Origin of the sequence: Mycobacterium sp. 1274761.0 (assembly GCF_001668615.1) — a bacterium.
GTDB lineage: Bacteria > Actinomycetota > Actinomycetes > Mycobacteriales > Mycobacteriaceae > Mycobacterium.
Genome location: NZ_LZMC01000072.1, coordinates 16,270 through 41,587, shown reverse-complemented (window position 1 = coordinate 41,587; position 25,318 = coordinate 16,270). Strand labels below are relative to the sequence as shown.

Here is a 25,318-nt window from a genome sequence, read left to right as displayed (position 1 = left end):
CCCCTCGAGGGCGACGCCGGCGGCGCGGTCTAGTCGGGCGTGACCAGGCTGCGCTGCTGGAGCTCGGTCCCGAAGTACCGGGCCTTCAAGTCCACGACGACCGGCTTCTGCTCGCCGCGGCGCGCCAGCGAATCGCGGGCCATCTGCTCGAAAGAAATCTTCTGCGGCCCACCGATATTGGTGTAACCGTTGAGCGGCGCCGCGACCGCGGCACGGGCCACGTCGGCGGCCACCTGATCCGCGGCGATCGGCTGGATCAACGCATCCGGAACACGCACCTCGTCGCCGACGACGAGTGACTCGGTGATCTGGTCGGTGAACTCAGCGAACTGGGTCGCGCGCACCAGCGTGTAGGGCACGCCCGACGCGGTGATGATCTGCTCCTGGGCGACCTTGGCGCGCAGATATCCGCTTTCGGGCAGGCCGTCCAGCCCGACGATCGACAGCGCCACGTAATGGCCGACGCCCGCCTTCTTGGCCTCCTCGACCAGGTTGGTCGTCGATGTCGTGAAGAAATCCATCACGGGGCCGTCGGAGAAGTCCGGCGAATTGAGCACGTCGATCAACACCTCGGCGCCCGACAGCGCCTCGGCGAGGCCCTCGCCGGTGAGCACGTCCACGCCGGTGTTGCGGGAGGCGGCGGCGACATCGTGGCCGTCGGTGGTCAGCAGGTCGACGAGCTTGCTTCCGATGAGGCCACTGGCCCCGATCACGGCGATCTTCATCCCTACTATTAGTGCCCATGGAACCGGTGGAAATCAATGCCGGCGCTTGGTATTTGCGCGGCGTACCAGCCGACGTCGGATATCGGTGGGATGTCTGCGAACCCATCACGGGACAGGTGGTGGCCGAGGTATCGCTAGACCCGCGCAGCGGCCTGATCGACACGAAGGCGCAATCCGGCTACGCCGAGGCCGCGCAGACCGCAGCAGATGCGGTACGCCGGTTCGCCGATTCCCCCTTCGGCGACGCCTAACGCTCGTCGATGTCGGCCCCAGTCGCGAGGTTGGCGCAGTCCACCCACTCGACGTCGCCGCGCGAGGCGAGGAACCGTCGCGCGCCTTCATCTCCGTCGAGGGTGGCCACCAAGCCGGGCCAGTGCCGCCGTGCCACCACGACGGGGTGGCCGGGCCGGCCGTCGTAGCCCGCCCGCGCGATGCCCGACGGCGACGTCGACGCCGCGGTCACGACGCGACGCACCGCGGCCGCACCGACGTCGGGGGTGTCGACGGTGAGCACGACGGCGTAGTCGGCTGGACCGCTTTCCAGCGCAGCTATCCCCGCCCGCAGCGAGGCGCTCATTCCGTCGGCCCAGTCGCGGGCCACCACCGGGCGTGCCCCCGCAGGCACGTCGACCACCGCCGCGCCCAGCACCACGACGATGTCGTCGCATCCACCGCCGGACAGCGCTGCCACAGCCGCAGCCAGCCATCCTCCGTCTGCGGCGAGCACCTTGGGCATTCCGTACCGCGTGCCCGCGCCCGCGGCGAGGACGATCCCGCCCACGTGCCCCGTCATGTGCTCAGTGTTTCACGCGCTCATCTACGTCAAAATTGACATTTCTGGTGTGTCTTACAAGCCGAATCGACGCGCTGAGCAGGCTTTTTCAAGATCAAGAATTCATGATTGAAGATTCGCGCCGAATGCGCGTAGGGTCAGAACAGGTTGAGTTCCCAGCCTCGGGAAACGTCATCGACATGCGGAGGTATTTCTCCGCAGCGATGGGCTTTGAGGAGCCAGGGCCTTGAACTTTTGACGTGAACCACAGTCCGAAATCTTCTTCGACTGATGGAGTCACAAACCATGTCCACTGCTACCACCATTTCTCGTCCTGCAGACCGTGGGGACGGTCGCACCGCCACATTCGCCACGCGCTGGCTGACGTCGTCGGTCGCCGTCATCACGGCTGACGGCGATCTCGACGCGTGCAACGCCCAAGAATTTGTCGAATACGCACTGCGCGACGCCGACCGCACCGAACGACTGGCACTGGATCTCACCGGTGTCGAATTCTTCGGCACCGCCGGCTTCTCCGCACTGCACACGCTCAACGTGCGGTGTGCGGGTGCCGGTGTCGAATGGGTGTTGGTGCCCAGTCGCGCCGTCAGCCGCCTGATGAAGATCTGCGATCCCGACTCGACGTTGCCGATTGCGGCCACGATGCCCGCTGGGCTGGCACGGCTACGCGCCGAACAGCATCCGCTACTGAAGCTGGTCTCGGAGCCGCGTTAGCGACTTCGCCAGCAGCCGCGACACATGCATCTGTGAGATGCCGACTCGCTCGGCGATCTGGGTCTGCGTCAGCGACTCGAAGAACCGCAGCAGCAACACGGTGCGTTCGCGCTCCGGAAGCGCTTCGAGCAAGGGCCGCAAGGCTTCTCGGTTCTCGATCTGATCCAGGCTCAGGTCTACGTCACCCAGCGTGTCGGCGATCGCGGGCGCGTCCTCGTTGCCGCTACCCCCGCTGTCGATCGACAGGGTGTTGTAGGAACTCCCTGCCACCAAGCCCTCGACGACCTCGTCGCGGTCCATTCCGAGTTCGGCGGCGAGCTCCGTCGGCGTCGGGGCGCGCCCCAGCCGCTGCGACAGTTCGGCCGTCGCTCCGCCCAGCCGCAGATGCAGCTCCTTGAGCCGTCGCGGCACCTTGACCGACCAGCTGTTGTCGCGGAAGTGCCTGCGGACCTCGCCCATGATCGTTGGCACCGCGAACGACACGAAATCCGAGCCGGCGTCGACGTCGAACCGGATCACGGCATTCACCAGTCCCACACGGGCAACCTGGACGAGGTCGTCACGGGGTTCACCGCGGCCGTCAAATCGGCGCGCGATGTGGTCGGCCAGCGGAAGGCATCGCTCCACAATGCGGTCGCGCTGCCGCGTGAAGGAGGCGGAACCCTCCGGCATGCCCTGTAACTCGCGGAACATGCCTGCGACATCCGCATATTCAGAGTTCTGTCGCGATGACGAACCCTGGGAGGACCTCGGACTCACCTGAGCGAACTCGCTCGTCTCGTCGTCATGGAAATCCCGAATAGACGCCCTTCTTCTGGGCCCCGGCCGTCCTGGAACGTCGTCACCTCGTCGGTGAGCGAACTCAGCACGTGCCAGCTGAAGCTACCCGGGGTCAAGATGTCCTGGCTCTTGCACGTGGTCGACGCGTCGACGACCACCTCGTTCTCGCGCGGATGAACCACCAGCACCAGCGTCGAATCCGGCATGGCGGACCGGATCAGTCGGGTACACGCCTCGTCAACGGCGAGCCGCAGGTCAGACACCGCGTCAAAGTCGAGATCCTCGAAGGTGCCGATTGCCGCGATCACGGTACGTACGACGGCAAGATTCTCCAACTCGGCGGAGACGCGCACCTCTACGGAACGGTCACCGCGCTGGTGTCCGTTGTTGATCTTCTCGACTTCGGCCATCTGACCTCCCGGAAATGTCGACCCGACACTACTCCAAGCCGTCTGCCAGCTAACCACCGGCGGTCCCGAGCTCTGACCACGTGTGACGCGGCGACCGGCGGGGTAATAACCCCCAATGACCGTGATCGCGGCTACGCCGTACGTTGTGGCGCAGCATGAGTCCGCGCGGATGGTGCTGTGACATCGATGTCTGATACCCAGGTCCCGCGAATTTGTAACGGTAGGTTTCCGTGCGGCTGCGACGCAGCGTAGTCAGTGGGCCCGGCCTGCACCGGGTGCGCCGCGGGCGAGGATTCTCCTACCACGACCAGGACGGCAAGGCGATCACCGATGAGGCGACGCTCACGCGGATCAAGGATCTGGTCATCCCTCCCGCGTGGAAGAACGTCTGGATCTGTCCTTACGAGAATGGCCACATCCAGGCCGTCGGGACGGACGCCGCCGGCCGCAAGCAGTACCTCTACCACGAGCGGTGGCAGGAGGAGCGCGCCGAGGAGAAGTTCGATCGCGTGCTGGAGATGTCGAAATCCCTGCCCGCGATGCGCCGACGCCTGGCGCAGGATTTGCGTAGGCGGGGTCTGGATCGCGACCGTGTCCTGGCCGTGGGTCTGCAACTGCTAGACCTGGGCTACTTCCGTGCCGGCGGTGAGCAGTACGCCGAGGAGAACAATTCCTACGGCATCGCGACGCTGCTGTGCGAACACGTGACGCTGCAACGCAAAGCGGTCGAATTCGACTTCCCCGCCAAGAGCGGGGTACGCCGCACGCTGCTGATCGACGACCCCGAGGTGGTCCGCTCGGTACGTGCGCTGCTGCGCAGACCCGACCGCACCGACCGGTTCCTGGCCTGCCGCAACTCGTCGGACTGGCGCGAGATCCACTCCGACGATCTGAACGCCCGGTTCAAGGAATTGGTCGGCGACGAGTACAGCGTGAAGGACTTGCGCACCTGGCACGGCACGGTGCTGGCGGCGACGGCATTCGTCGACGCCGATCCGCCGGTGAACAAGACGGTGATCAAACGGGTGGAGTCGGCAGTGATGAAGGAGGTGTCCGAGGAGCTCGGCAACACCCCCGCGGTGGCGCGCAGCTCCTACGTCGACCCCCGCGTGGTCGAAGGCTACGAGAAGGGCATGACGATCGCCGCCGGTGTCCGGCGGGCCGACCGCGTGAAGTCACCGACCGAGCGTCAGGAAATCCTGGAAAGCAGCACGGCACGGTTGATCCGCAAGGTGGCGCGCAGCTAGAACCCACCCGGGACGCCGTTGCCGACCAACCTCAACCCCGCGTCGGCGATCATGGTCGCGTCGAGCAGGTTTCGCGTGTCGACGACCACCGCCTCGCGCGACTGCTCGGCGATCGCGGCCCAGTCGAGGTCACGGAACTCCGGCCACTCCGTCAACACGACGATGGCGTCGGCTCCCTTGGCGGCCAGATAGGGATCGTCGAGGCCCGTGATCATCGCAGCGCGCAGCGCGGCGGGCTCGATGGATGAGAGCCGCGGGTCGTAGCCGGCTATCTGCGCTCCGGCCCGGGCCAGGTCGGCGCAGATGGTCAGCGCGGGCGAGTCGCGGACATCGTTGGTGCCGGCCTTGAACGTGAGCCCGAACGCAGTTATTCGCGCCTCCTGCAGCGGCACATGCATTGCGCGGGTGAGGGTTTCGGCGACCCGGCCCGGCTGAACAAGATTGGTGGCACGCGCCCCGGCCACCTCGGGTAACTCGATGCCGTGGCCACGGCCGGTGTGCAGCAGCGACGCGGTGTCCTTCGGCAGGCACGAGCCTCCCCAGCCTGGGCCCGGCGACAGGAAGTGCGGACCGATCCGCACGTCAGCTCCCATGCACCTGGTGATGTCTTCGACATTCGCACCGACCGCGGCGCACAGCCGTGCCAGCGAGTTGGCGTAGGAGATTTTTACGGCCAGAAAGGCATTGCTCGCATACTTGGCCAGCTCGGCGCTTTCCGGGCTCATCCGCAACGTCAACGCCGTTGCGGCGCGACATGTCTCGATAACGGTGTCGGCGGCGCGCTCGTCGTCGGCGCCGACCACGAGCCGGTCGGGGTGCCGGAAGTCGTAAACCGCGTATCCCTCTCGCAGGAACTCCGGGTTGGACACCACTGAGATGCCCGTACCGCGCAGTCGCTCCGCGATACCGCGGCAGGTTCCGACCGGAACAGTGGACTTCACCGCGATCACCGCCCCCGGCCGCAAAACGGTCGCCAATTGCTCTGTCGCGGCGTGGACTGCGCTGAGGTCACACGATCCGTCATCGGCGCTTGGGGTCGGCACACAGACGAACACCACATCGCGGTCGGCCAGCATCGAGTAGTCGGTGGTGAATCGCAGGTCGCCCGAGCGGAGGCCGCGCACCAGAAGGAACGGCAGGCCGGGTTCGTCGAGCAGCGTCACCGCCTTGCTCAGGCGTTCCACCTTGGCTTGGTCCACGTCGACACAGATGGTGTCGTGATGTGTCTCCGCAAGGCAGACCGCACTGGTCAGCCCGACGTAGCCGGCGCCGACGACCCCTACCCGCATACCCGTCATGCGCTCTCCTGCAAGACCTCTCGAGTAGCTGCCAACACGCGCGCCACGGTGATCAACAGCAATCCCGGATCCGGACGGTCACCGTGCGGGTCTCCCCTGTCGCCGGCCCATACCGCGATGTGTGGGCCGGTACCGCGCGGACCCCACTGGCACGGCGGTGTCGGGCCGAACAGCAGCACCGACGGCGCACCCGTCGCGGTGGCGATGTGACCCACCCCGGTATCCCCGCAGATGAGCAGCTTGCAGTCATGGATCAGCGCAACCAGACCGAGCAGGTCCAGTTCGCCTGCCAGCACGGCGCTTTCGGCCAGACCCGCTTGTCGGGCGACGCTGTGGGCCAACTGCAGTTCACCAGAGCCCCCGGTGATCACGACCTCGTTGCCCTGCGCCGCGAGTTCGGCGGCCACCTCGGCGAACCGGTCAGCGGGCCATCGCCGCGCCGCCGCTGCGGCCCCGGGATGGATGACCACCGCGCCGGAACGTTTGGGATAGCCGGCGGGGCGCGTGATCGCCATATTTCCTGGATCACAGCGGACCCCGAACGACTCGAGCATCGCGCACCACCGGTCGACCTCGTGCATGTCCGGCCGCCATGGCGGGCCGACGAGATCGGGATAAGCCGTGTGCCGATGGCTCAGCAGCGTCCCCGGCGCGAGGCCTCGCAGATCGGCGATGCTCTCCGGTCCGCAGCCGTGCAGGTTCACCGCCATCGCCGGCGGAGACTGCATCGGTGGCAGACAGCCCAGCCCGGCGGTTGGCTTCAATGCGTCGACGGCTCCCGAGTGGATCGCCAGCTCGCGCAACGGCTCCGGTGCAGCGAGGACGATGTACGCGTCGGGATACGCGGCGCGAATGCCACGCATCGCCGGAATACCGGTCAGGAAATCGCCGAGCCCGAGGGCGCGCAGGACGACGATCGTGCCGGCCGTCATGGCCACGAAGACTCCGTCGATGCGCAGATCACCAATTCCCGCACCTCGCAGCCCGCCGGTTGGGTGAGCGCGAAAACGACGGTCTCGGCGACGTCTTCCGGCTGATTCAGTTTTGCGTCGGGCGGCGGCTTGTACTGTTCCGTGCGGCCGTCGAAGAACGGCGTGTGCATGCCACCGGGGATCAACGTCGTCACACCCACTTCGCCGGCGAGTTCGGCGGCGAGCGCCCGGCTGAACCCGACCACGCCGAACTTCGAGGCACAGTACGCCGTCGCGTCGCTGACCGCCTTGATGCCGAGTGTGGATGCACACGTGACGATTCGACCGCCGGATTCCCGAAGATACGGCAACGCAGATCTGATCACCGCCGCGGTGCCGAGCAGGTTGACGTGAATGACGCGTTCCCAGTCCTTGACAGCGACCTCGTCGAGCTTGCCGCAGGAGTCGATGCCCGCAGCGGTGAACACCCCGTCGATGCGGCCGTCGGCGCGCTCGGCGAGCGCGCGCACCGCTGCGTCGACCGCCGCTGTGTCGGCGAGGTCGGCACATTCGAATGCGACATCGTCGTCGATGTGCTGTCGATCGATGACAAGCGGCGTGCCGCCGTGTCGCGCAACGGCTTTCACCGTCGCCGCGCCGAGGCCCGATGCGCCTCCGGTGATGAGTACGTTTCCCAGCGTCATGGGTTTCACTCCTATCGTTGGATCATGACCGCGCGGCCGCGATCAGGTTGGACGACGAGTAACCGGCGACAATCGGCAGCAGCACCACTTCACCGCCATGCCGGCGTACGACCTCAGCCTCGGGTAGGTCGGCTTCGGTGTAGTCGCCGCCCTTCACCCACACGTCCGGTCGCAACCGCTCCAGTGCCGCTTCCGGCGACAGCTCGTCGAAGATGATCACGTCGTCGACACATTCCAGTGCAGACAACACCCGGGCACGGTCCTGAGCCGGCATCACCGGCCTGGCCGGGCCCTTCAGCGCGCCTACGGAGCTGTCCGAATTCAGAAGCACCACAAGGGCGTCGCCGAGTTGACGCGCCTGATGCAGCAGCCGCACGTGGCCGGTGTGCAGAAGATCGAAGCACCCACCGGTGGCGACCAAGCGCCCGCCGTTTCTGCGCAGCGCCTCGAGGTCGGCTGCCGCGGCCGGGCGTCCGCGTGCGGCGATTGGTGCGGGACTGGACACGCCCACCGCTCCGCCGGCCGCGACGAAGTTGGTGGCCGCCTCGACGGCCGCGCGAACCGAGGCTTCCGCATCGCCCCCGCTGCCGAGGGTCAGCGCCGCAGCAACAGCGAACCGGTCTCCCGCCCCGCATGGATCACCACCGCCCGTCACAACCGGCGCGGCGACGTGGACTGATCCGGCGGGGGTCGCCAGGAGCGCACCCTTGACGCCTATGGTCACAGCCACCGCTCGCGCGGCCCATCGGCCGCGCAGCGACTCGGCCGATGCCTCGCCCGCCTCGGCCTGGTTGGGTGTCACCAACCAACAACCTGGGGTGGGTGTTTCGCCACGGGGATGGGGATCCCAGACCACGGGCACCCGGTCGGCGACCTTCGACAGCGCGTTGCGGATGCCGCGATGCGCAGCGACACCGTGACCGTAATCCGCGACAAGAATCGCCGCCGCCGATTCCAGCGCGGTCATGGCCGATGCCGGCGCCTCGTCGGCTGCCGCGGTCCCGTCGCCGTGGTCGAGCCGCAGCATCGACTGCCCGCGTGCCCGAATCCTCGTCTTGCACAATGTGCTTCCGGTCATCGACAAAGCGATCACCTCGACGCCCGACGCGGCAAGCAGGTCAGAAAGGACGCGGCCGTCGACATCGTCGGCCACCGCGGTCACCAGCACAACATTGCGCTCGGTGCGGGCGGCGAGCACGGCGGCAAGCCCCGCACCGCCCGGTCGGTGCCACATCCGTTCGGCGTCGACGACGGGTACGGGCGCCTCTGGGCTGAGCCTGCTGGCGCTGCCCTCGATATCCACGTCGAGCATCGAGTCGCCGACGATGATCAGGGGCCTAGCCACGGTGTCCACCTGCGCCAAGGAGCACGTCGTCGACGGCGATGCACAGGGCATGCACGAGCAACAGATGGATCTCCTGAACGGTGGCGGTGGAGCCCGCCTCGACGCAGACCGCGTCGTGGCACATCGCGGCCAACGGGTTGGGTGCGGGACCCGTCAGCGCCCAGGTTGTCAGGCCCTCCTCGTGTGCGGCCTTCACCGCTGCCAGCACGTTGCTACTGGTGCCGCTGGTGGACAGCGAGATGAGGACGTCACCGGGTTGGCCGTGCGCGTGCACGCCGCGGGCGAAGATCTGGTCGATACCGTAGTCGTTTCCGATGGCGGTGAGAGCGGAGGTGTCGGCGTGTAATGCGATGGCCGACATAGGCTTTCGTTCGTCACGGAATCGGCCGACCAGTTCGGCGGTGAGATGCTGGGCCTCGGCGGCGCTACCGCCGTTACCGCAGGCGAGCAGCCGTCCGCCGCGGGTCAGCACATCGGCGAGGTGCCTGCCCCACAGCATGAGTCGGTCCGCCTCCGAGCCGACACCCTCAACGGCCTCCGCCAGGGCTTGCATGTGCGTCTGGATCATGGGGCTCCTCCCAATCGATCGACCGCGGCGACCAACTCGGTGTCGGTGATGCCGTTAAGACATGGGTGTCCGACCACCGGGCATTCGCGGGCGCGGGTGAGTTGGCACGCGGCATTCTGGTCGCCGAGCCGGATCACGTTCTGCGCGTATGGCATCCACTGCGAGGCCGGTACCACGGGTGCGAACAGCGAGACGACCGGCGCGCCGACCGCGGCCGCAAGATGCGCGGGGCCGGTGTTGGGCACGACAACGACACGCGCGGCGGCGAATACGGCGCCCAGTGTGGCCAGCGTCGTGCGGCCGCCGAGGTCGACGGCTATCTCGCCCGCCACCGCCGCCGTCAGGTCGGTTTCGTCCGCACCGCCGGTGACGATCACGCGGTGACCGGCGCGCGTCAGCGCCTCCACCATCGCAGCGCTGCGGTCTGCGGTGGGCCGCCGCGCGGGCACCGCCGCACCGGGATGAAACGCCACAAACGTTGTTGTGGTGAGCCTTTCCAGCTCGGGCGGCAGCGGTGGGCAGCTGATGCGCAAGGCGCCGTCGTCACCTGCGGGCAGCGCACAGCCGCTGGCTGCGGCCAGCGACAGCGCCCTCTGCGGTTCTGGGATGCCGTCGCCTACGTGGTGGCGGAGATCGAGCAGCGTGCCGGGATAGTCCTCGCAGATGGCCGCGACCCACGGGACCTGCGCCATTCGGCAGATCAACGCCAGCGGAAGCGGCGACTGGTGAAACGAGGTGAAGATGAAGGCGTGGTCCGGCCGCAGGTCGCGCAGCTGCTTGATCAGTGACTCCACATGCCCGGCAGTCAGTTCCGGCGAATTGAAGTCCACCCATGGCGCCTGCCACTCGATGACGTCACCGACGCCGGGCAGCAGCTCGGCGGCTTCGCGGCCGCGCGGGCCGGCTAGGAAGGTCACGTCGTCATGGGCGGCGGCGATGGCGCGCACCGCCGGCCCGGTGATGAGGACGTCACCGGCGCTGTCGAGGCGAGCGATTAGGCCGAGGCTCATCGGCACTCCTGCAACACCATCGACACCGCGCTGTTCAGGTCGGCGGCCACCCTCGCCCTGGCGCGCGCCTCGCTGATCTCGTGCTCCAGCGTCCGGTGCGTCGGCACGAGCACCGCATCGGCGCCGGCCGTCAGCGCCGCGGTGACGTCGCCGCCCGTGTCGCCGATGAGCACGCACCTGCTGGGGTCCACTCCGAGCGCCTCCGCTGCGGCGAGCACCATGCCCGGGGCAGGTTTGCGGCATGTGCAGCCGTCGCCGTCGTCGTGAATGCAGACCTGCCATGCGTCAAACGGGCCAAGCGCATCGTCCACCCGTGCGTTCACCGCGGCCAACTCATCAGGAGCGATGAGGCCCTTCGCCACGCCGGACTGGTTGCTGACGATCGCCAGCAGCAGTCCTTCTTCGCGGAGTCTGCGCAACGCGTTCGCCGCGCCGGGCACCGGCCGCACACGGGTGGGGTCGTTGAGATAGGGGACGTCCTCGATGATCGTGTCGTCGCGGTCGAGCAGGACTGCCAGCGGCGGATCGCAAAGCGCGGACCGGAATTGCCGTTCGCCGGCGAGGCGGTGGAACACCGCGACCGGGGGGATGAGGATGCTGGTCACCACCATGCGCGCGATCTCGGACAGTGTGCGAGGGCCGGCCAAGATGCGGCGCACCGCGAATTCCGTTGTCAGGGCGGCCCACAACGCTGCAGATTGCAGGGCCCACCGCCACCGCCCGGTCAGTGCCAGGATCACTGCGGCGGCGATCGTCGCCGTAGTCACCGTGTGCGTCGGCAGCCGACCCCGCCCCTCGCCGACCGCAGTTCGCCATTTGCGTCCATGCTTGCGCCGCATCAACGCGTTGTCCCGATTTCCGATTTGGGCGCGCACGCTGCTCATCCAGGTCGATGGGGCAACCGGATGGGTGGACCGCCGCGATCCCGGTGCGATCGCGCCGTTCTTGGTGATGCGCACCGCCAGATCGGAGTCTTCTCGGTAGGCCCTCGGGAAGCGCTCGTCGAAGCCGCCGACGGCGATTAACGCCGACCGCTTGAACGCCATGTCGGCGGTGATCCATTTCGCGTCGCTGAGCCGTTGAGTGCGCCGCTCGTCGTCTGTGGCACGGCGGCCGGCGACACGGGGCACCTCGATCACCGCCTGTGAACCGACGGCGCGGGCTGCCTCGGCATCAGCAATGTCGGCTGCCGCGGCTGCGAGCCAGTTGGGCTGCGGCACAACGTCGTCGTCGAGGAAACAGATCCATTCGGCCCGGACGCTGCGCCACCCCATGTTGCGTGCCGCCGCGGGGCCTCGGCCTCCGCTGCAGAACACGTTCACCGGCAACCGAGTCGTCAAATCCAGCGGCGGGTTCGCGTCGGCGCGGTCGTCGACCACCACCACCGCCACCGGCTGCGGACCCGCTGATCCGTCGAGCTCGGCGAGCATCCGGTGTAGTCCCTCGCGGCCGATGGTCGGGACGACGATGGCGAAATCGGCTGTCATCGCGGCCTTCTCACCACAAACGGGCCGATCGCCAGCAAGTCGATCGGTGAGCTGCCGAAGCACTCCAGCGCATCACGGGGACTGTCCACCATAGGTCGCCCCGCGGTATTGAAACTGGTGTTGACGATCACCGGCACGCCGGTGCGCTCGGCGAAATGGCTGATCGTCGCGTGCAGCAGAGGGTTGCTCGTGTCGACCGTCTGGATGCGGGCCGTGCCGTCGACGTGCGTAACCGCGGGAATGCGTGACCGCCACTCCGCGGCCACCTCGTGGACGAACAGCATGTAGGGGCTGGGGATGGGGCCGGCGGAGAAGATTTCGGATGCTCGCTCCGCTAGCACCATTGGAGCCACGGGCCGAAATTGCTCGCGCCCCTTGACATTGTTGAGCCGCTCGAGGTTCTCCGGATGACGCGGATCGGCCAGCAGGGAACGCCCGCCGAGCGCTCGGGGTCCGTACTCGGCCCGGCCCTGAAACCACCCGATTAACTGGTTTTGGGCCAGCGCCTCGCCGACGGTGCCCGCCAGGTCATCCGGCCGCTCATGGGGGACGGCGGCCGCGGTGAGCGCGGCGGCGATCTGCTCGTCCGTCCAGCCCCGGCCCAGTGCCGCCGACGGCATCGGCGTGATGGGCTCACCGGCTTCCCCGGCGAGGGCCAGGGCCGCGCCGAGTGCCGTGCCCGCGTCGCCCGCCGCCGGCTGCACCCACACGTCGTCGAATCCGCCGTTGTTATAGATCTTCGAGTTCGCCACGCAGTTGAGCGCCACACCGCCTGCAAGACAGAGGTTTCGGTGGTCGGTGCGCGACCGCAACCAGCCGACGAGCTCGAGCAGCACTTCCTCGACCACGCGCTGGACACTGCACGCAAGATCGAAGTTGTGCTCGCCACGCGTACTGAACGACTCCCAGTCGACCGGTTCAGTACGAAAGCCGCCATTACCGGTCGCGTAGACCAATTTTCGCAACGGCGCGATAAACCGCGGCTCCCCGTAGGAGGCCATCGCCATGACCTTGTACTCGTCGCTGGAGCGTTTGAACCCCAGGTGCTCGGTGAGCCCTTCGTAGAACAGTCCGAGCGAATGTGGCAGCTCCTGCGCGGCGAGGATGTCTAGCTTGCCGTCCCGGTACGCGCCGGCCAGCATCGACGTGCGTTCACCTCGACCGTCCACAACCAATACGGCGCTGTCGGGGTACGGCGAGGCCAGCGCCGTCGACGCGGCGTGCGCGACATGATGGCGCACATAGCGCACCGCCCCAGGATCGAGGCCGGGCAGCGCAGTCTGCAGAAACCGGGGGGCTCGGTCGGCGTACAGCGTTCGCAAATACTCCCAGTCACGGTCAAGACCGTCGATATTGTCTGCGCGACTGTGCATCAGCCGGGGATCGTAGGAGTAACCGACGGCGTCGATCTGTGACGGTTCCAGCCCGGCTTGCGCCAGGCACCATCGGGCCGACTCGACCGGTAGCTCCCATGTCGAGAACGGCACCGCAGACTTGCCGTGCTTGCGGCGGGTGAACCGCTCCTCTTCAGCGGCCGCAACGATCTGCCCGTCGACCACGATCGCGGCGGCGGAGTCATGGAAGACCGCATTTATGCCGAGGATGCGCACTGTTGCCTCCTGTGCCTCCTGAACCAGTCGACTGTTCGGGCCAGACCCTCGCGGTACGAAACCTTGGGCTGCCAGCCCAGTTGCTCACGCGCCAAAGTGATGTCAGGACAACGGCGTTGTGGATCGTCCTGCATGGCCGGTCGGTGAACGATCGCTGAAGTGCTCTTCGCCAGGTCACGGATGACGTCGGCGATCTCGAGCACCGTCAACTCGTCGGGGTTGCCGATGTTGATGGGGCCAGAGCAGCCCGCGCGTGCAAGCCTGACCAGTCCGTCGACGGTGTCGTCGACGTAACACAGCGAGCGGGTCTGGCGACCTGTGCCGTTCACCGTGATCGGCTCACCACTCAAGGCTTGCTCGGTGAACGTGGGCACGATCCGCCCGTCGTCACAGCGCATCCTGGGCCCATAGGTATTGAAAATCCGGGCCACCCCGACATCGACGGTGCGGCCGCGGTGATATGCGAGGGTGAGCGCCTCGGCGAACCTCTTTGCTTCGTCGTACACGCTCCGCGGACCGACCGGATTCACGTTGCCCCAATATGTTTCATGCTGAGGGTGTTCGAGCGGGTCACCGTAGACCTCGCTGGTCGAGGCCAACACCAGGCGCGCACCGCAGCACTCGGCGAACTCCAGTGCGTGGGCGGTACCGACCGCACCGGCGCGCAATGTCTCGACCGGAAGCCGCAAGTAATCCCGCGGTGACGCGGGTGAGGCGAGATGAAAGACCGTGTCGGGGTCCGATGGAAGAACGACGTCGCGCCATGGCTTGCTGATGTCGTGGCCGACGAAGCGGTAACCGGCGCGGCCGTGCAGCAGTGTGGCCGCGCCGGGCGCGCTGGTCGACAGGTCGTCGATGCAGACGACCTCGGCCCCCTCAGCGAGGAGTCGCTCACAAAGATGACCCCCGAGGAAGCCGGCTCCGCCGGTGACAACGGCGCGTTTGATCTCATGCATCGGCGTTTTCCAGCCCCGCCAACGGGTACGTGCTTGGGTTATGGCAGGTGCCACTCGCACATCGTTCGTGATCGCCAGCCGCAACCGCGCCGCGGAGCTCTCGACCACGATCACGCGCCTGCTCAACACGACCAACTGCCGGATCATCGCCGTGGACAACGGTTCTGAGGACGACTCGGTTGCGGTCGTCCGACGTTTCGCGCATCAGTCCGCAGGCCGGGTGTCGGCCATCGAGCTGAAATCGAACCGCGGCGTGGTGGCCCGCAACGTCGGCGTGGCTGCGGCCACGACCCCGATCATCGCGTTCTGCGACGACGATTCGTGGTGGGAGCCATCGGCGATCACCAACGCCGAGGATCTCTTCGACCGTCACCCGACGCTGGGCCTGCTGGCCGCGCGCACCGTCGTCATGCCGCACCGTCACGACGATCCGATGGTGTCGGTATTGGCCGACAGCGCACTGGGCAGACGGCGGGACCTGCCGGGCCCGTCGATTCTGGGCTTCATGACCTGTGCCGCTGTCGTCCGCAAGGCGGCTTTCGTTGCGGCGGGCGGATTCAGCGAGCTGCTGCACTTCTACGGCGAAGAACAGCTGCTGGCGCTTGACCTGGCCGCAGTCGGCTGGGACCTCTGCTACTGCCCGCAGTTGACCGCCTACCACCAACCGTCGGAGATCCGCGGCAGTTCGTCGGCTCGGCAGGCTCGAGAGCTGCGCAACGCCGTGCTCACCACCTGGATGCGTCGGCCAATGTGGCCATGCCTCAGGGCCACGGGTCGGTTGCTGCGCGCGGCGGTGCGCGACGCAGACCATGCGCGGGGCGCCCTGGAGGCCCTGGTGCGACTGCCGTCGGTGATGAAGCTGCGCAGGCCGCTGCCCGACGAGGTGGAGCGGGCGCTCGCACTCATCGAGTCGGGCTGAGCGCACAAACCTCATCCGAACGACACCTGCGGGTAACTCGATTGCGCCAGCTGGTGATAGATGCGCAGAGTGTCCGCCGCGACCCGGTCCCAGGAGTAGCGCGCGCACACGCGATCCCTGCCGGCCAAGCCAAGGGATTGCCGCAGAAACGAGTCGCGCAGAAGTCGATTGACCGCGGCGGCGATCTCCACCGGCTTCTTCGGACTGACCAGCTTGCCCGTCACATCCTCGACGACCGTGTCCAGCATGCCCCCAACGGCCGAAGCCACCACCGGAATGCCACACGCCATGGCTTCCAACGGCACGATGCCGAACGGCTCGTACCAGGGAGTGCATGCGACGGCGTCTGCTGAGCGCAGCATCGCCGGCATTCCCTCGCGCGGAACAGCACCGTGGAGATGCACACGGCGCGCGACGCCGAGTTCCTTGGCCAACGCGCGTAATCGACACGCTTCAGGGTCTGAAGCCAAGGCCGCTTGGTCGGGACCACCGACGATGACCAATTCGGCGTTCGGGATCGACGGCATGGCGCGGATCACGTCGTCAAAACCCTTGCGGGGCACGAGTCTTCCTACGCCGAGGATGCGATGCCTGGCGCTTTTGTCCGCCACAGGGCCGTCTGGCCGAAACACGTTGTTGTCGACCCCGCACGGAACCACCGAAGTGCGTGCCCGCGATCTACCCATCCGCATGAGCTCGAAGACTTCGTCCGTGCAGGTCGCGGCGATCCATGTGGCGCCCTTGGCCACCGACCTTTCCAGCCGCAATCGTTCTTTCGGGCTGGTGTCCTGCGCCCCCTGGTGGCGTCGCTTCACCACGCCCAGCGCATGGAACGTCTGCACGGTGGGCAGATTCAGGTGCCGGGCCGCCAGCTGGGTCGCGATGCCGGACATCCAGAAATGCGCATGTGTGACATTCGGGCGGTCGGCGGTCCACCGTGCGTCGAGGTAGCGGGCGAATTCGCCCATGTACTGCAGCAGTTCGTCCTTGGGAAGCTGTTCGGCCGGCCCTGCAGGGACGTGCACCACCGTGTAACCCTGTGGCGCGATCACCTGCTCAGGTACATCGGGGTTGTCGCGCCTGGTGTACACCGAGACTTCGTGTCCCCTGCGGACCAGCTCGGCGGACAACTCCGCCACATGCACGTTCTGTCCGCCCGCATCCGCGCCACCAAGCGTCGCCAGCGGGCTGGCGTGCTCGGAAACCATCGCGATCTTCATCGGTTTCCTCCCATCAGTTCATGCACACTGCTGCTCGATGACCTCGCCCCACTCGGCGAGGAATCGATCCAGCGAGAAATGCGCAATTGCGTATTCGCGTGCGGCTTTACCGGCCAGGGTCGCCGCGGCCCGGTCGCTGACGAATCTCCTGATGGAGTTCGCCAGTGTTCCGACGTCCGCGCTCACCAGGCCGGCCTCAGCCGGCACGACGAGCGGCGCCATCGTGGAGGCCACTGCCACCACGGGCAGCCCCAGATACATCGCCTCGACAAGTGACATGCCCAGCGACGTCCACCGAGCGGTGTGCAGATACACCCGACGCCGCGCCACTTGCCGCAGCAACCGCCGCGTGGGGACATCTCCCTTGGGCCGGACGCCGCGAAGTGGGCGGCGGCCCAGTTCGAGCGTGTCAATGCCCCAGACGTCAATAGGGACATGTGCGCCTAACTCGATGAGCACGTCGGTGCCCACCGTGCGCCACCGCCGTAGGGGCTCATTGATCATGCTCGCCGCGGCCGCTACGTCACCTGTGTAGAGATAGCCGGGGTCGGCGATCCCATGGGTGATCACCCGCGTCGGTGCTGCGCCGCTGTCCCACATGAGCCGGTTGAAGTCAGTGACGTGGACGACGGGAATGTCGCTGCGGGCGGCCACCGGATGGGTGCTGTCGACCGGTAACGGACGTGGTGCGTTGTGCTCCACGTACACAGCCGGAACGTCGACGCCGGGGCGACGGCCCAACCACCGCTCTGCGAGGTCGAGCTCCTGCGGCCGCTGCAGGATCACCAGATCGATGTCCTCGTCATGCAGTGCCTCAACCGGAACCTCCTGCGCGCGTGGCCAATTGCGGCCCGCAAGACCGCGGCCGTCTGCGTCCTGAGCGGAATTGACGGGCACGACGTAGCGGTGCCGACCCGCGACGAAGGATTCCGTCCACGACCCGTGCACATGCCACACGAGCAGTGAGCGCGCGGAATCACCGACAGTCATGACGCTGAGCTTTCCTCGGCGCCGAGTGGACAAACGTCAAGCGGTCGACTCTTCGCAAACTGGATCCGAACCGCTTCGTTTTCTGGATTCTCAACGCTTTGCCAGCGTTTCATGATCTCTTCTCCGGGTATTCCGCTGGCATGCCCGGAAGCGACGAGATCCCCATCGCCGATGCAGTCGAGCAGCAGCAGGAAGCCGTTGTGCCGGTTGTCGATGACGAAGTGCCTGCCGAGCCGCCCACAGACGTTCCGCTTGAGGCGCCGGATGCTGACTGGCAAGAACAGCTCGACGAGGTAGCCGAGGACCCCGATGATGAGCGCGTCGATGAATGAAAAAATGAGATGACATGCGTTGCCGGGCAGCGTTGCTGTTGGTGCTCCTGTTAGTTGCACTCGGGCTGCTGCTCACACGCTGTCCCGCCAACCGCGACGGAATGCCGGGCCAGCTGGCCCAAGCCATGGAGGAGACGACGGGCGCTGCCCGCAGTGCCGCGTTGGCGTTGGACCAATGGTCCGCACATCGATCAACCGCCCAGCTCACCAGCGTGCAACTGTCTGATGCCCGAGACCAGGTACTCAAGGCCTATCACGGGGTCGCTGGCCTCCGCGCAGACGATCCTGTCGACATCGAGCGCCAGCGCATGCTCACCTCATCGATGACGGCCATCCTCGGCCAGCTGAACGCGGCGTCGGCGACGATCCGCGGCGTGACGACCGACCCTCGACCGGATAGGTCGCGCGCCGACCTGATCGCCGCCGCCGACGGCCTCGAGAACAGCTACCGCTGATGGGCAAGATCTTCTCGGTCGCACTCGGAATCCTCACCGCCATAGGGGGATTCCTCGACATCGGCGATCTGGTGACGAACGCGATCGTCGGCTCTCGGTTCGGCCTCGCGTTGGCGTGGGTGGTCCCCGTCGGCGTGTTGGGCATCTGCCTCTACGCCAACATGGCCGGTCGGGTGGCCGCCGTCAGCGGCCGGGCGACGTTCGAGATCATCCGGGAGCGGCTCGGGCCCCGCGCTGCAGCGGCCAACCTGTCCGCTTCGTTCTTCATCAACCTGATGACGCTCACCGCCGAGATCGGCGGTGTGGCATTGGCATTGCAGTTGGCGACGGATGTCGGCCGGATGCTGTGGATACCCGTGGCCGCCTTCGCAGTGTGGGTGGTGATCTGGCGGGTCAAATTCTCGATCATGGAGAACGTCACGGGCCTGCTCGGCCTGTGCCTGATCGTATTCGCCGTGAGTGTGTTTGCGCTGCAACCGAACTGGGGTGATCTCGCCCATCAGGCCGTTGCGCCGGTGATATCCCAGCAGGAGTCGGCGGCGACGTACTGGTATTTCGCGGTCGCCCTGTTCGGCGCAGCGATGACACCGTATGAGGTGTTCTTCTTCTCCTCCGGCGCGGTAGAGGAGCACTGGACCGCCAAGGATCTGGGTACGTCGCGACTGAACGTCATCATCGGCTTTCCACTCGGCGGCATCCTGTCGATCGCGATCGCCGCGGGCGCGACAATCGTGTTGCTGCCGAACCAGATTGAGGTCACCGCGCTGTCGCAGACCGTCATGCCGGTCGTCGCCGCCGGAGGAAAGCTCGCGTTGGCCTTCGTCATCGTCGGTATCGTCGCCGCGACGTTCGGCGCGGCGCTGGAGACCACGCTGTCCGGCGGCTACATCCTGGCCCAATTCCTCGGGTGGCCGTGGGGCAAGTTTCGCCGGCCCGCCGAGGCCACGCGATTTCACGTCGTGATGTTCGTGTCCATCGTGGCCGGCGCCGCCGTGCTGTTCACCGGTGTGGACCCGATTCAGGTAACCGAATACTCGGTCGTCTTCTCGGCGATTGCGCTGCCCTTGACGTATTTGCCGATCCTCATTGTTGCCAACGACTCTCAGTACATGGGCGATCAGACCAACGGGAAGGTGACGAACATGCTCGCGTCGGTGTATCTGGTCATCATCCTGGCTGCATCCTTGACGGCGATCCCCTTGATGATCGTGACGGGAGCAGGCCAGTGACCACGGAATTGCCAGTAAAACGACACCGCGGCACCCTCGTTGACGCGCGGCTGCATCTGTTGGACCGTCAGCTCTTCGACGCCAACGGCGACCCGGTCGGCATCGTCGACGACCTCGAGCTGTCCGGAGTGGAACTCGGCCAGGACGTCGCGCAGGGCTCCGAGGCACCGCAGGTGACCGCGCTGCTGTCGGGGCGGGTAGTGGCCACCCGCATCCTCGGCGGTGGACCACCACGGTCGCTACTGCAAGAGATCCCTTGGAAGCTGGTCGCCTCGGTGGGCGTCGTCGTCACACTCAGCGAGACCGATACGCCGTTCGATATGACCTGGGTCGAGCGGTGGCTGCGCGACCACATCATTCGCCACATCCCCGGGGGCCGGCATGCAGCTGAGTAGATTTCTCGGGCTGCGCGTCGTCGACGCGGGCAACCATCCCGTCGGGACAGTGATCGACGTACGGCTGACGGTGGGTGGTGAGCTTGACCGCGATCCCGCCACACCGCGGGTGCTCGGCCTGATCGTCAGCCCGCGGACGCGTTCGTCATTCCTCGGCTACGAACGCAGCACCGCCACCGCGCCGGTGCTGCTGGCCCGATTGCTGCGCTGGCGACACCGCGGCACGTTCCTGGCATCCTGGGAGGACGTCGCTCGTGTCGGAGATCACGTCGTGACGCTTCGTCCCAGGTACACGAAGTATTCGGCGGTGCTGCCGTGACCGGCGGGCGTTTATCTCCTCCGGCGCTCGGGAACCCTACGGTTGCGCGGGAAAGCTTCTCGTGTGGCCCGATGAAGGGCGAAAACCCATAGCTGACTCCCTTTAGCGGAAAGGTGAAGCATGACCGAGAAGAACAGTGGTCCGCAGGAAGCCATCAAAGGCACCGTCGAAGACGTCAAGGGCAAGGCCAAGGAGGCCGTCGGCACTGTGACCGGTCGCAACGACCTGATCGAGGAGGGCAAGGCCCAGCAGGACAAGGCCGACGCCCAGCAGGACGCCGCCAAGAAGGAAGCCCAGGCCGACGCTGCCCGCGGTAGCGCCAAGGCCGCTGAGAAGCGGCAAGAGGCCAACCAGTAATTAGGTCATCAACGAGAAATCCCAGCCGGATCACCGGCTGGGATTTCTTGTGTCCGTCGCTCGATCAGCTGCTGGGCGGCTGACGTTGCGCATCGGGATGTTCGGCGTACCACCGCTCTTCGATGCCGCGCACCCGCCGGTGTTCGATGATCAACCACGCGGCGCCGACGACCAGCAGGACCGCTGCGGCGGAACCGAATGCGATGCCGGTGCTGTGGTGGGCGGTGGCGTGCGCGGCCAACGCTCCGACGAAGCACGCGAGCGCGATTCCGATGACGATCAGCGCGGGCATGTTTTTGGTGTCTTTCATCGACTCGCCCGCGTGCGGCCGGGTGGTCCGCGAGTGGTCGACGGGATCCTTCGGGCTTTTCATGGCAGCTCCTTTCGCCATACCGCGTGCCCGCTTTTGCCGGGATATATCCACGGTAGAACCACGTCGCGGTCATCGGCGTTGAATTTTTCGATCACTGGGCGGCCGGGTACTGCCGGGCTTTCAGCAGGCTGGCCAAGTGTGCGGCGTTGCGTGCCGCAGACGCTGTGGTCTTGGCCACCGGTTCGGGGACTTCGTCGAGGTCGCTGTAGTTCTTGGACTGCATCGCTTCGCCGTTCCAGTACGTGTTCGCCTGCCCGGCGAGTGAAAAGCCGATGTCGTTGAGGCCCTGGGCGCAGTCGGCGAACACTTTGTGCGCACCGTCCTCGTTGCCGACGACGCAGACGAGGGCGACCTTGCCGTACATCACCAGGCGGCCTTCGTCATCGGTGTTGGACAGTTCGGCGTCGAGCCGCTCCAGCACGCGTTGCGCGATGCTGGAGGGATGGCCCAGCCACACCGGGGTCGACAGCAGCAGGATGTCGGTATCAAGGACGCGCTGCCTTAGCTCAGGCCATTCGTCGCCGTCGCCCATGTCGGCCTCGACGCCGGGCGCGATCGCATGATCGGCGCAACGCACCGTTTCGGTGTTCACGCCGTGCCTACGCAGCTGTTCACAGACATGCTCGGCCATCAGCTCACTGCTGGAGGGGGCCGGGCTGCGTTTCAGGCTGCAGATCAGGGCGAGGGCAGTAAGGGGCGGTGAATTCTCACCCATGACATCACCTTTCGCTCAGGCGACGGCGACAAGAGGCATGCTCTTGGCGAGCACCAGCAGCGTGGCGGCCATGAGGAACCAGCCCGCCCCGTGCCACGGCCACGACATGCTGCGCTGGCGCCATATCTGATAGGTACGGGCGAAAGCGCGCAGCGCACCACACAAGAGGATCATCGGTGCGCCGAAGGCCAGGAACGTACGTTGCGGCGTGCCACAGGCGGCGACATCGAAGGTTGCGCCTCCGCACGTGCCGATCCACAGGGACGCGGCAATCAGAAATACGACCGCGGCCGCCGCTACGCCTACGCTGAACCGGGCAGCTCGGATAAGGCCGTCGCGGGCAGGAACTTCGCCGCGACCCACGTCCTCAGCGCTCTGGTACACAGCTAGCTAAATTCCCGTGATAACGAACCGATAAACCTCGCGGTTTGCGGCCAGCATGGCTTTGCCGCAGGGCGGGTAGCTTCCATCGCATGGCCGACTACATCCACCTGGGCAGAAAGCTGATGTGGGTCTGGGACCACCCCGAGCCGCTACAGGGCGAGACGTTGCCGCTGCTGCAAAACGAGATCATGCGCCTGAGCCGCGACGGCCCGCTGTTCACCAGCTCTCTGTCGCCGGGTGAGGCCGATGAGCTGTCCCGGCTCTGCGACGCCGTTGCCGCCGAAAATGGCCACACCTGGCGGTGGGAAGCCGCCGAGGAGAGCCCCCAACCCGAGAAGAAAAAAGGCGGGTTCTGGCGCAGGCAACGGCGCTGACCCTCGACTTGTCGGACGGTCGACCTACCATTCGCTCGTGGGCGGCAAGAGGGTCGGGATCTATCTGGTCCTGGCCATCGCATCCGGTGTGGCCGCCCATCTGCTCAGCGCGAGCCTGGCATCAAGCGTTGCCATCGGCGCCGTTGCGCCCGTAATTCTCGCGGCGGCCCCACGATTTCTTGTGGCCACTGTGAAAGGCGCATTCACCCCGAGCCTCCGCGAGTCGCCGGCCTCGTCGGCCATGAGTGGCCTTGAGTTCGAAGATCATGTCGCGCGGATAGCGCGGTCGTGCGGCGTGCCGGTGATCATGACCTCGGTGACCGGCGACTGGGGCGTCGACCTGATCGTGGGGCATCGGCCTGAACGCGTTGCGGTGCAATGCAAGAGGCAGTCGCGACCCGTCGGCGCCGGTGCCATACAGGAGGTGGTTGCGGGTGCGCCCATGCACGGGTGCACGAAGACCATGGTCGTTACTAACCATGAATTCACCCCGGCCGCAGTGAAACTCGCCGAGCGGCACGGCTGCATTCTGATCGACGGCTCGCAGCTGTCGCGGCTACGATCGATCATTCGACGGAGCACAAAATTGCCTTCCCACCCCACGTGAAAACAAGTGCCTTTGCGGCCATCACCGGTCGCGGATGAAAAGCCCGCGCGGTTGTTGCACACACGCAAATTAAGATGGTGAGCGTGTCAGAGACCAGGCGTCGGTTGTCCCCCGAGGATCGGCGGAGCGAACTGCTGGCGCTGGGTACCAAAGTGTTCGGTGAACGCCCCTATGACGAAGTTCGGATCGACGAGATAGCCGAACGTGCGGGTGTGTCGCGCGCGCTGATGTACCACTACTTCCCCGACAAGCGTGCATTCTTCGCCGCTGTGGTGAAGGCCGAGGGTGACCGCCTGTTCGAGGCGACCAACACGCCTGCAATACCGGGCCAGACGCTGTTCGAGCAGTTGCGCGCCGGCGTGCTGGCCTACCTTCACTACGACGAGAAGCATCCGCACGGCGCCTGGGCCGCCTATGTCGGGCAGGGCACCTCCGATCCGGTTCTGCGCGGCATCGAGGATGATGACAATGAGCGTCAGGTCAACCGCTTGATGGACCGGCTGTGTAAGAGGCTGGACGGTGACCTGGACTCTGAAGTCGATCGCGACATCCGCATCACGATGTTCGGCTGGCTGGCCATGACGATGGAGATGTGCCGGCAGCGCATCAAGGACCCATCCCTGGATGCCGGTCGCATCGCCGACACGTGCGCGCATGCGCTGCTGGATATGGTCGGCCGGCTACCCGGCATCCCCGCGATGCTCAGCGACGCGGTCGCACACGAGCGACGCGGTACATGATCGACGGATGCACCAGCCGCGTCGGCGGATCGATGAACCCGGTCACCCTGATGAGTTGTTCGGCGCATCCGATGTCGGTCTCGCACACCGTCAACAGCCGTTCGACGTAGCGGTTGGCGATGCGGGTGGTGATTGATCGGCGACCCTCGATCTCTGGCTGGCTGAGGTCGGCGCCGGTGGCGAATCGCCACGCCACCCCGATCGGTTGCGCTGCGGCGCGAAAGTAACGCCGCGGCAGACCATCCGCACCGTCAGACAGGCTGCGCTGCAGCGCGAGTGCCTGTAAGGCGGCGACCGTCATCCCCTGGCCGTAGATCGGGTTGAAGTTGGCCACCGCGTCTCCGATGACGACCAGTCTTTCGGGGAGCCGTCTCATCTTGTCGTAGCGCCTCCACCGGTTCTGGGGGTACCGGTAGCGGCAGATCTCGCTGAGCGGCTGGGCTTTCCGTAGCGCCGCGGACACGTGCGGCGGCATCAGTTCCTCGACGAATGCCAAGCGCTCGTTCGGCTCGTTCGGCGGTTCGACACCGGCCATCCCGAACACGGTGAACATCCACGTGTCGTTCTCGTAACCGAAAAGCGCCATCCCCGTGGGCCTTCCGGGCACCGGAGTGCTCGCCACCACCATCTCCCGCAGCGTGCCCGGCGGCATTCTCAGCAGCTGGCTGGAATACACGACCTGCACCGTCACGGTGTCCTCGACCGGGCGCCCATAGCCCAAAGCTTCCAGCGTCGCCGGTGTGCGGGCCGCGCGGCCGGTGGCGTCCACCACCAGGTCGGCCTCCAGCGCCCGCTCACCCGCACCGTCGTGGAACACGACACGCGCACCGGTGATCCGGTCCCGCGACGACGTCGATGTCAGGCCAATGGCGTCGTAACGGGTGAGGAAGCGAACGTTGGCCATCGCGCGCACCCGTCGGCGCACGAGGTTCTCCAACAACGGCCGGCTCGGAAAATACAGCGGCGGGACGGTGGTGAACGCGCCCTCGGCCGGCGCGCGGTGCCCGGCGAGGTAAAACGACGCCCGCGACAGGTCGCGGTAGTCGAATGCGGGAACGCCCGCGGCAATCATCTCGTCACCGAAGCCAGGAAACAGCTCGCCGAGTATCAACGAGCCACGGCCCAGCAGACCGTGGGCATGACGGCCCTGCGGCACCCCGCGACGGTTGACCGCGGCGTCGGGCAGCTCGTCGCGCTCGACGACGGTCACCGATCGGTAGAAGTCGGCGAGCACCCTGGCGGCCAGGAGGCCGGCCATGCTGGCGCCGAGAACGACGGCGTGGGCCCCGACCATGGCTCATTTTCACGCTCTGCAGCCGCCGACCGCTGACGTTTGTCGGTGCCCGTTGGC

General features: G+C 66.5%; 32 protein-coding genes. 13 read left to right on the top strand and 19 right to left on the bottom strand.

The genetic code is table 11. The features are described 5' to 3' along the window. Positions 1 to 29 precede the first annotated feature (29 nt). Positions 30 to 725 carry an SDR family oxidoreductase gene (locus A5651_RS15130; protein WP_066982144.1) on the bottom strand — a complete coding sequence of 232 codons (696 nt, stop codon included), beginning with the start codon at positions 723 to 725 and terminating at the stop codon, positions 30 to 32. Positions 726 to 742: 17 nt separating this feature from the next. Between A5651_RS15130 and A5651_RS15125 the strand changes: the two genes are divergently transcribed. Continuing rightward, a complete protein-coding gene (locus tag A5651_RS15125; RefSeq protein WP_066982141.1) occupies positions 743 to 976 on the top strand; it encodes a hypothetical protein in 234 nt (77 codons plus the stop codon). Here A5651_RS15125 and A5651_RS15120 read toward each other — a convergent pair. Continuing rightward, complete coding sequence (locus tag A5651_RS15120; RefSeq protein WP_066982136.1) at positions 973 to 1,518, bottom strand: NTP transferase domain-containing protein; 546 nt, start codon at positions 1,516 to 1,518, stop codon at positions 973 to 975. The two genes, A5651_RS15125 and A5651_RS15120, sit on opposite strands and share 4 nt — an antisense overlap. Positions 1,519 to 1,803: 285 nt before the next feature. On the opposite strand from A5651_RS15120, the gene A5651_RS15115 reads away from it, so the two are divergent. Next, positions 1,804 to 2,232: an STAS domain-containing protein gene (locus A5651_RS15115; RefSeq protein ID WP_066982207.1), complete on the top strand. Its 429-nt coding sequence runs from the start codon at positions 1,804 to 1,806 to the stop codon at positions 2,230 to 2,232. Here A5651_RS15115 and A5651_RS15110 read toward each other — a convergent pair. Next, positions 2,203 to 2,925, bottom strand: coding sequence for an RNA polymerase sigma factor SigF (locus tag A5651_RS15110; protein WP_066982132.1), 723 nt, complete (start codon positions 2,923 to 2,925; stop codon positions 2,203 to 2,205). The genes A5651_RS15115 and A5651_RS15110 overlap by 30 nt on opposite strands. A gap of 62 nt (positions 2,926 to 2,987) precedes the next feature. Further along, complete coding sequence (locus A5651_RS15105) at positions 2,988 to 3,422, bottom strand: ATP-binding protein (protein WP_066982129.1); 435 nt, start codon at positions 3,420 to 3,422, stop codon at positions 2,988 to 2,990. Positions 3,423 to 3,652: 230 nt separating this feature from the next. On the opposite strand from A5651_RS15105, the gene A5651_RS15100 reads away from it, so the two are divergent. After that, the gene (locus A5651_RS15100; RefSeq protein WP_066982126.1) at positions 3,653 to 4,669 is read left to right on the top strand and encodes a DNA topoisomerase IB; all 1,017 of its coding nucleotides are present in this window, start codon (positions 3,653 to 3,655) and stop codon (positions 4,667 to 4,669) included. Here A5651_RS15100 and A5651_RS15095 read toward each other — a convergent pair. From A5651_RS15095 to A5651_RS15055, 9 genes are read right to left on the bottom strand one after another with little or no spacing between them, the layout of a single operon-like run. Next, positions 4,666 to 5,967, bottom strand: a complete 1,302-nt coding sequence (locus A5651_RS15095; RefSeq protein WP_066982123.1) for a UDP-glucose/GDP-mannose dehydrogenase family protein — start codon at positions 5,965 to 5,967, stop codon at positions 4,666 to 4,668. The two genes, A5651_RS15100 and A5651_RS15095, sit on opposite strands and share 4 nt — an antisense overlap. Then, on the bottom strand, positions 5,964 to 6,899 hold the full coding sequence (locus tag A5651_RS15090; protein WP_066982204.1) for a glycosyltransferase family 9 protein: 936 nt from the start codon (positions 6,897 to 6,899) through the stop codon (positions 5,964 to 5,966). Before A5651_RS15090 ends, A5651_RS15095 begins: the two co-directional genes overlap by 4 nt. Further along, the gene (locus A5651_RS15085; protein WP_369803955.1) at positions 6,896 to 7,582 is read right to left on the bottom strand and encodes an SDR family oxidoreductase; all 687 of its coding nucleotides are present in this window, start codon (positions 7,580 to 7,582) and stop codon (positions 6,896 to 6,898) included. The genes A5651_RS15090 and A5651_RS15085 overlap by 4 nt, the downstream gene beginning before the upstream one ends. A gap of 22 nt (positions 7,583 to 7,604) precedes the next feature. Continuing rightward, positions 7,605 to 8,927 (bottom strand): PfkB family carbohydrate kinase, encoded by a 1,323-nt coding sequence (locus A5651_RS15080; RefSeq protein ID WP_231988696.1) that lies wholly within the window; start codon positions 8,925 to 8,927, stop codon positions 7,605 to 7,607. Further along, a complete protein-coding gene (locus A5651_RS15075) occupies positions 8,920 to 9,495 on the bottom strand; it encodes an SIS domain-containing protein (protein ID WP_066982113.1) in 576 nt (191 codons plus the stop codon). Before A5651_RS15075 ends, A5651_RS15080 begins: the two co-directional genes overlap by 8 nt. Continuing rightward, positions 9,492 to 10,505 (bottom strand): glycosyltransferase family 9 protein, encoded by a 1,014-nt coding sequence (locus tag A5651_RS15070; protein WP_066982110.1) that lies wholly within the window; start codon positions 10,503 to 10,505, stop codon positions 9,492 to 9,494. Before A5651_RS15070 ends, A5651_RS15075 begins: the two co-directional genes overlap by 4 nt. After that, positions 10,502 to 11,992, bottom strand: a complete 1,491-nt coding sequence (locus tag A5651_RS15065; protein WP_066982107.1) for an HAD-IIIA family hydrolase — start codon at positions 11,990 to 11,992, stop codon at positions 10,502 to 10,504. Before A5651_RS15065 ends, A5651_RS15070 begins: the two co-directional genes overlap by 4 nt. Next, complete coding sequence (locus A5651_RS15060; RefSeq protein WP_066982104.1) at positions 11,989 to 13,602, bottom strand: carbamoyltransferase C-terminal domain-containing protein; 1,614 nt, start codon at positions 13,600 to 13,602, stop codon at positions 11,989 to 11,991. The genes A5651_RS15065 and A5651_RS15060 overlap by 4 nt, the downstream gene beginning before the upstream one ends. Further along, positions 13,584 to 14,558, bottom strand: coding sequence for a UDP-glucuronic acid decarboxylase family protein (locus tag A5651_RS15055; RefSeq protein ID WP_066982099.1), 975 nt, complete (start codon positions 14,556 to 14,558; stop codon positions 13,584 to 13,586). The genes A5651_RS15060 and A5651_RS15055 overlap by 19 nt, the downstream gene beginning before the upstream one ends. A 40-nt stretch (positions 14,559 to 14,598) precedes the next feature. On the opposite strand from A5651_RS15055, the gene A5651_RS15050 reads away from it, so the two are divergent. After that, positions 14,599 to 15,477 carry a glycosyltransferase family 2 protein gene (locus tag A5651_RS15050; protein ID WP_066982096.1) on the top strand — a complete coding sequence of 293 codons (879 nt, stop codon included), beginning with the start codon at positions 14,599 to 14,601 and terminating at the stop codon, positions 15,475 to 15,477. An 11-nt stretch (positions 15,478 to 15,488) separates the two neighbouring features. Here the strand turns inward: A5651_RS15050 and A5651_RS15045 are convergent, their stop codons facing one another. Together A5651_RS15045 and A5651_RS15040 are read right to left on the bottom strand one after the other, a co-directional pair. Continuing rightward, complete coding sequence (locus A5651_RS15045) at positions 15,489 to 16,697, bottom strand: glycosyltransferase (RefSeq protein ID WP_066982093.1); 1,209 nt, start codon at positions 16,695 to 16,697, stop codon at positions 15,489 to 15,491. A gap of 18 nt (positions 16,698 to 16,715) precedes the next feature. After that, positions 16,716 to 17,687: a glycosyltransferase gene (locus A5651_RS15040; RefSeq protein ID WP_066982089.1), complete on the bottom strand. Its 972-nt coding sequence runs from the start codon at positions 17,685 to 17,687 to the stop codon at positions 16,716 to 16,718. 140 nt (positions 17,688 to 17,827) lie between these two features. Between A5651_RS15040 and A5651_RS15035 the strand changes: the two genes are divergently transcribed. From A5651_RS15035 to A5651_RS15010, 6 genes are all read left to right on the top strand, one after another. Beyond that, on the top strand, positions 17,828 to 18,019 hold the full coding sequence (locus tag A5651_RS15035; RefSeq protein ID WP_066982086.1) for a hypothetical protein: 192 nt from the start codon (positions 17,828 to 17,830) through the stop codon (positions 18,017 to 18,019). A 14-nt stretch (positions 18,020 to 18,033) separates the two neighbouring features. Beyond that, on the top strand, positions 18,034 to 18,474 hold the full coding sequence (locus A5651_RS15030; protein WP_156662939.1) for a hypothetical protein: 441 nt from the start codon (positions 18,034 to 18,036) through the stop codon (positions 18,472 to 18,474). Next, the gene (locus A5651_RS15025) at positions 18,474 to 19,703 is read left to right on the top strand and encodes an NRAMP family divalent metal transporter (RefSeq protein ID WP_066982083.1); all 1,230 of its coding nucleotides are present in this window, start codon (positions 18,474 to 18,476) and stop codon (positions 19,701 to 19,703) included. Before A5651_RS15030 ends, A5651_RS15025 begins: the two co-directional genes overlap by 1 nt. Continuing rightward, on the top strand, positions 19,700 to 20,098 hold the full coding sequence (locus tag A5651_RS15020) for a hypothetical protein (RefSeq protein WP_066982080.1): 399 nt from the start codon (positions 19,700 to 19,702) through the stop codon (positions 20,096 to 20,098). Before A5651_RS15025 ends, A5651_RS15020 begins: the two co-directional genes overlap by 4 nt. After that, a complete protein-coding gene (locus A5651_RS15015) occupies positions 20,085 to 20,417 on the top strand; it encodes a hypothetical protein (protein WP_066982076.1) in 333 nt (110 codons plus the stop codon). The genes A5651_RS15020 and A5651_RS15015 overlap by 14 nt, the downstream gene beginning before the upstream one ends. A gap of 120 nt (positions 20,418 to 20,537) precedes the next feature. Beyond that, complete coding sequence (locus A5651_RS15010) at positions 20,538 to 20,774, top strand: CsbD family protein (protein WP_066982074.1); 237 nt, start codon at positions 20,538 to 20,540, stop codon at positions 20,772 to 20,774. Positions 20,775 to 20,838: 64 nt separating this feature from the next. Here A5651_RS15010 and usfY read toward each other — a convergent pair whose 3' ends face one another. The 3 genes from usfY to A5651_RS14995 form a co-directional block, all read right to left on the bottom strand. Further along, a complete protein-coding gene (usfY, locus tag A5651_RS15005) occupies positions 20,839 to 21,147 on the bottom strand; it encodes a protein UsfY (protein ID WP_066982200.1) in 309 nt (102 codons plus the stop codon). 91 nt (positions 21,148 to 21,238) lie between these two features. Next, the gene (locus tag A5651_RS15000; protein WP_066982072.1) at positions 21,239 to 21,862 is read right to left on the bottom strand and encodes a flavodoxin family protein; all 624 of its coding nucleotides are present in this window, start codon (positions 21,860 to 21,862) and stop codon (positions 21,239 to 21,241) included. A 15-nt stretch (positions 21,863 to 21,877) separates the two neighbouring features. Then, complete coding sequence (locus A5651_RS14995; protein ID WP_231988695.1) at positions 21,878 to 22,225, bottom strand: hypothetical protein; 348 nt, start codon at positions 22,223 to 22,225, stop codon at positions 21,878 to 21,880. A 110-nt stretch (positions 22,226 to 22,335) separates the two neighbouring features. Between A5651_RS14995 and A5651_RS25430 the strand changes: the two genes are divergently transcribed. The 3 genes from A5651_RS25430 to A5651_RS14980 all read left to right on the top strand — a co-directional run bounded on the left by A5651_RS25430 (position 22,336) and on the right by A5651_RS14980 (position 23,967). Beyond that, positions 22,336 to 22,620, top strand: a complete 285-nt coding sequence (locus A5651_RS25430; protein ID WP_066982066.1) for a hypothetical protein — start codon at positions 22,336 to 22,338, stop codon at positions 22,618 to 22,620. Between the two features lie 37 nt (positions 22,621 to 22,657). Next, positions 22,658 to 23,227 (top strand): restriction endonuclease, encoded by a 570-nt coding sequence (locus A5651_RS14985; RefSeq protein WP_231988694.1) that lies wholly within the window; start codon positions 22,658 to 22,660, stop codon positions 23,225 to 23,227. A gap of 83 nt (positions 23,228 to 23,310) precedes the next feature. Next, positions 23,311 to 23,967: a TetR/AcrR family transcriptional regulator gene (locus A5651_RS14980; RefSeq protein ID WP_066982194.1), complete on the top strand. Its 657-nt coding sequence runs from the start codon at positions 23,311 to 23,313 to the stop codon at positions 23,965 to 23,967. On the opposite strand, the gene A5651_RS14975 is transcribed toward A5651_RS14980, so the two are convergent. Continuing rightward, a complete protein-coding gene (locus A5651_RS14975) occupies positions 23,930 to 25,261 on the bottom strand; it encodes an NAD(P)/FAD-dependent oxidoreductase (RefSeq protein WP_066982062.1) in 1,332 nt (443 codons plus the stop codon). The genes A5651_RS14980 and A5651_RS14975 overlap by 38 nt on opposite strands. Positions 25,262 to 25,318 lie beyond the last annotated feature (57 nt).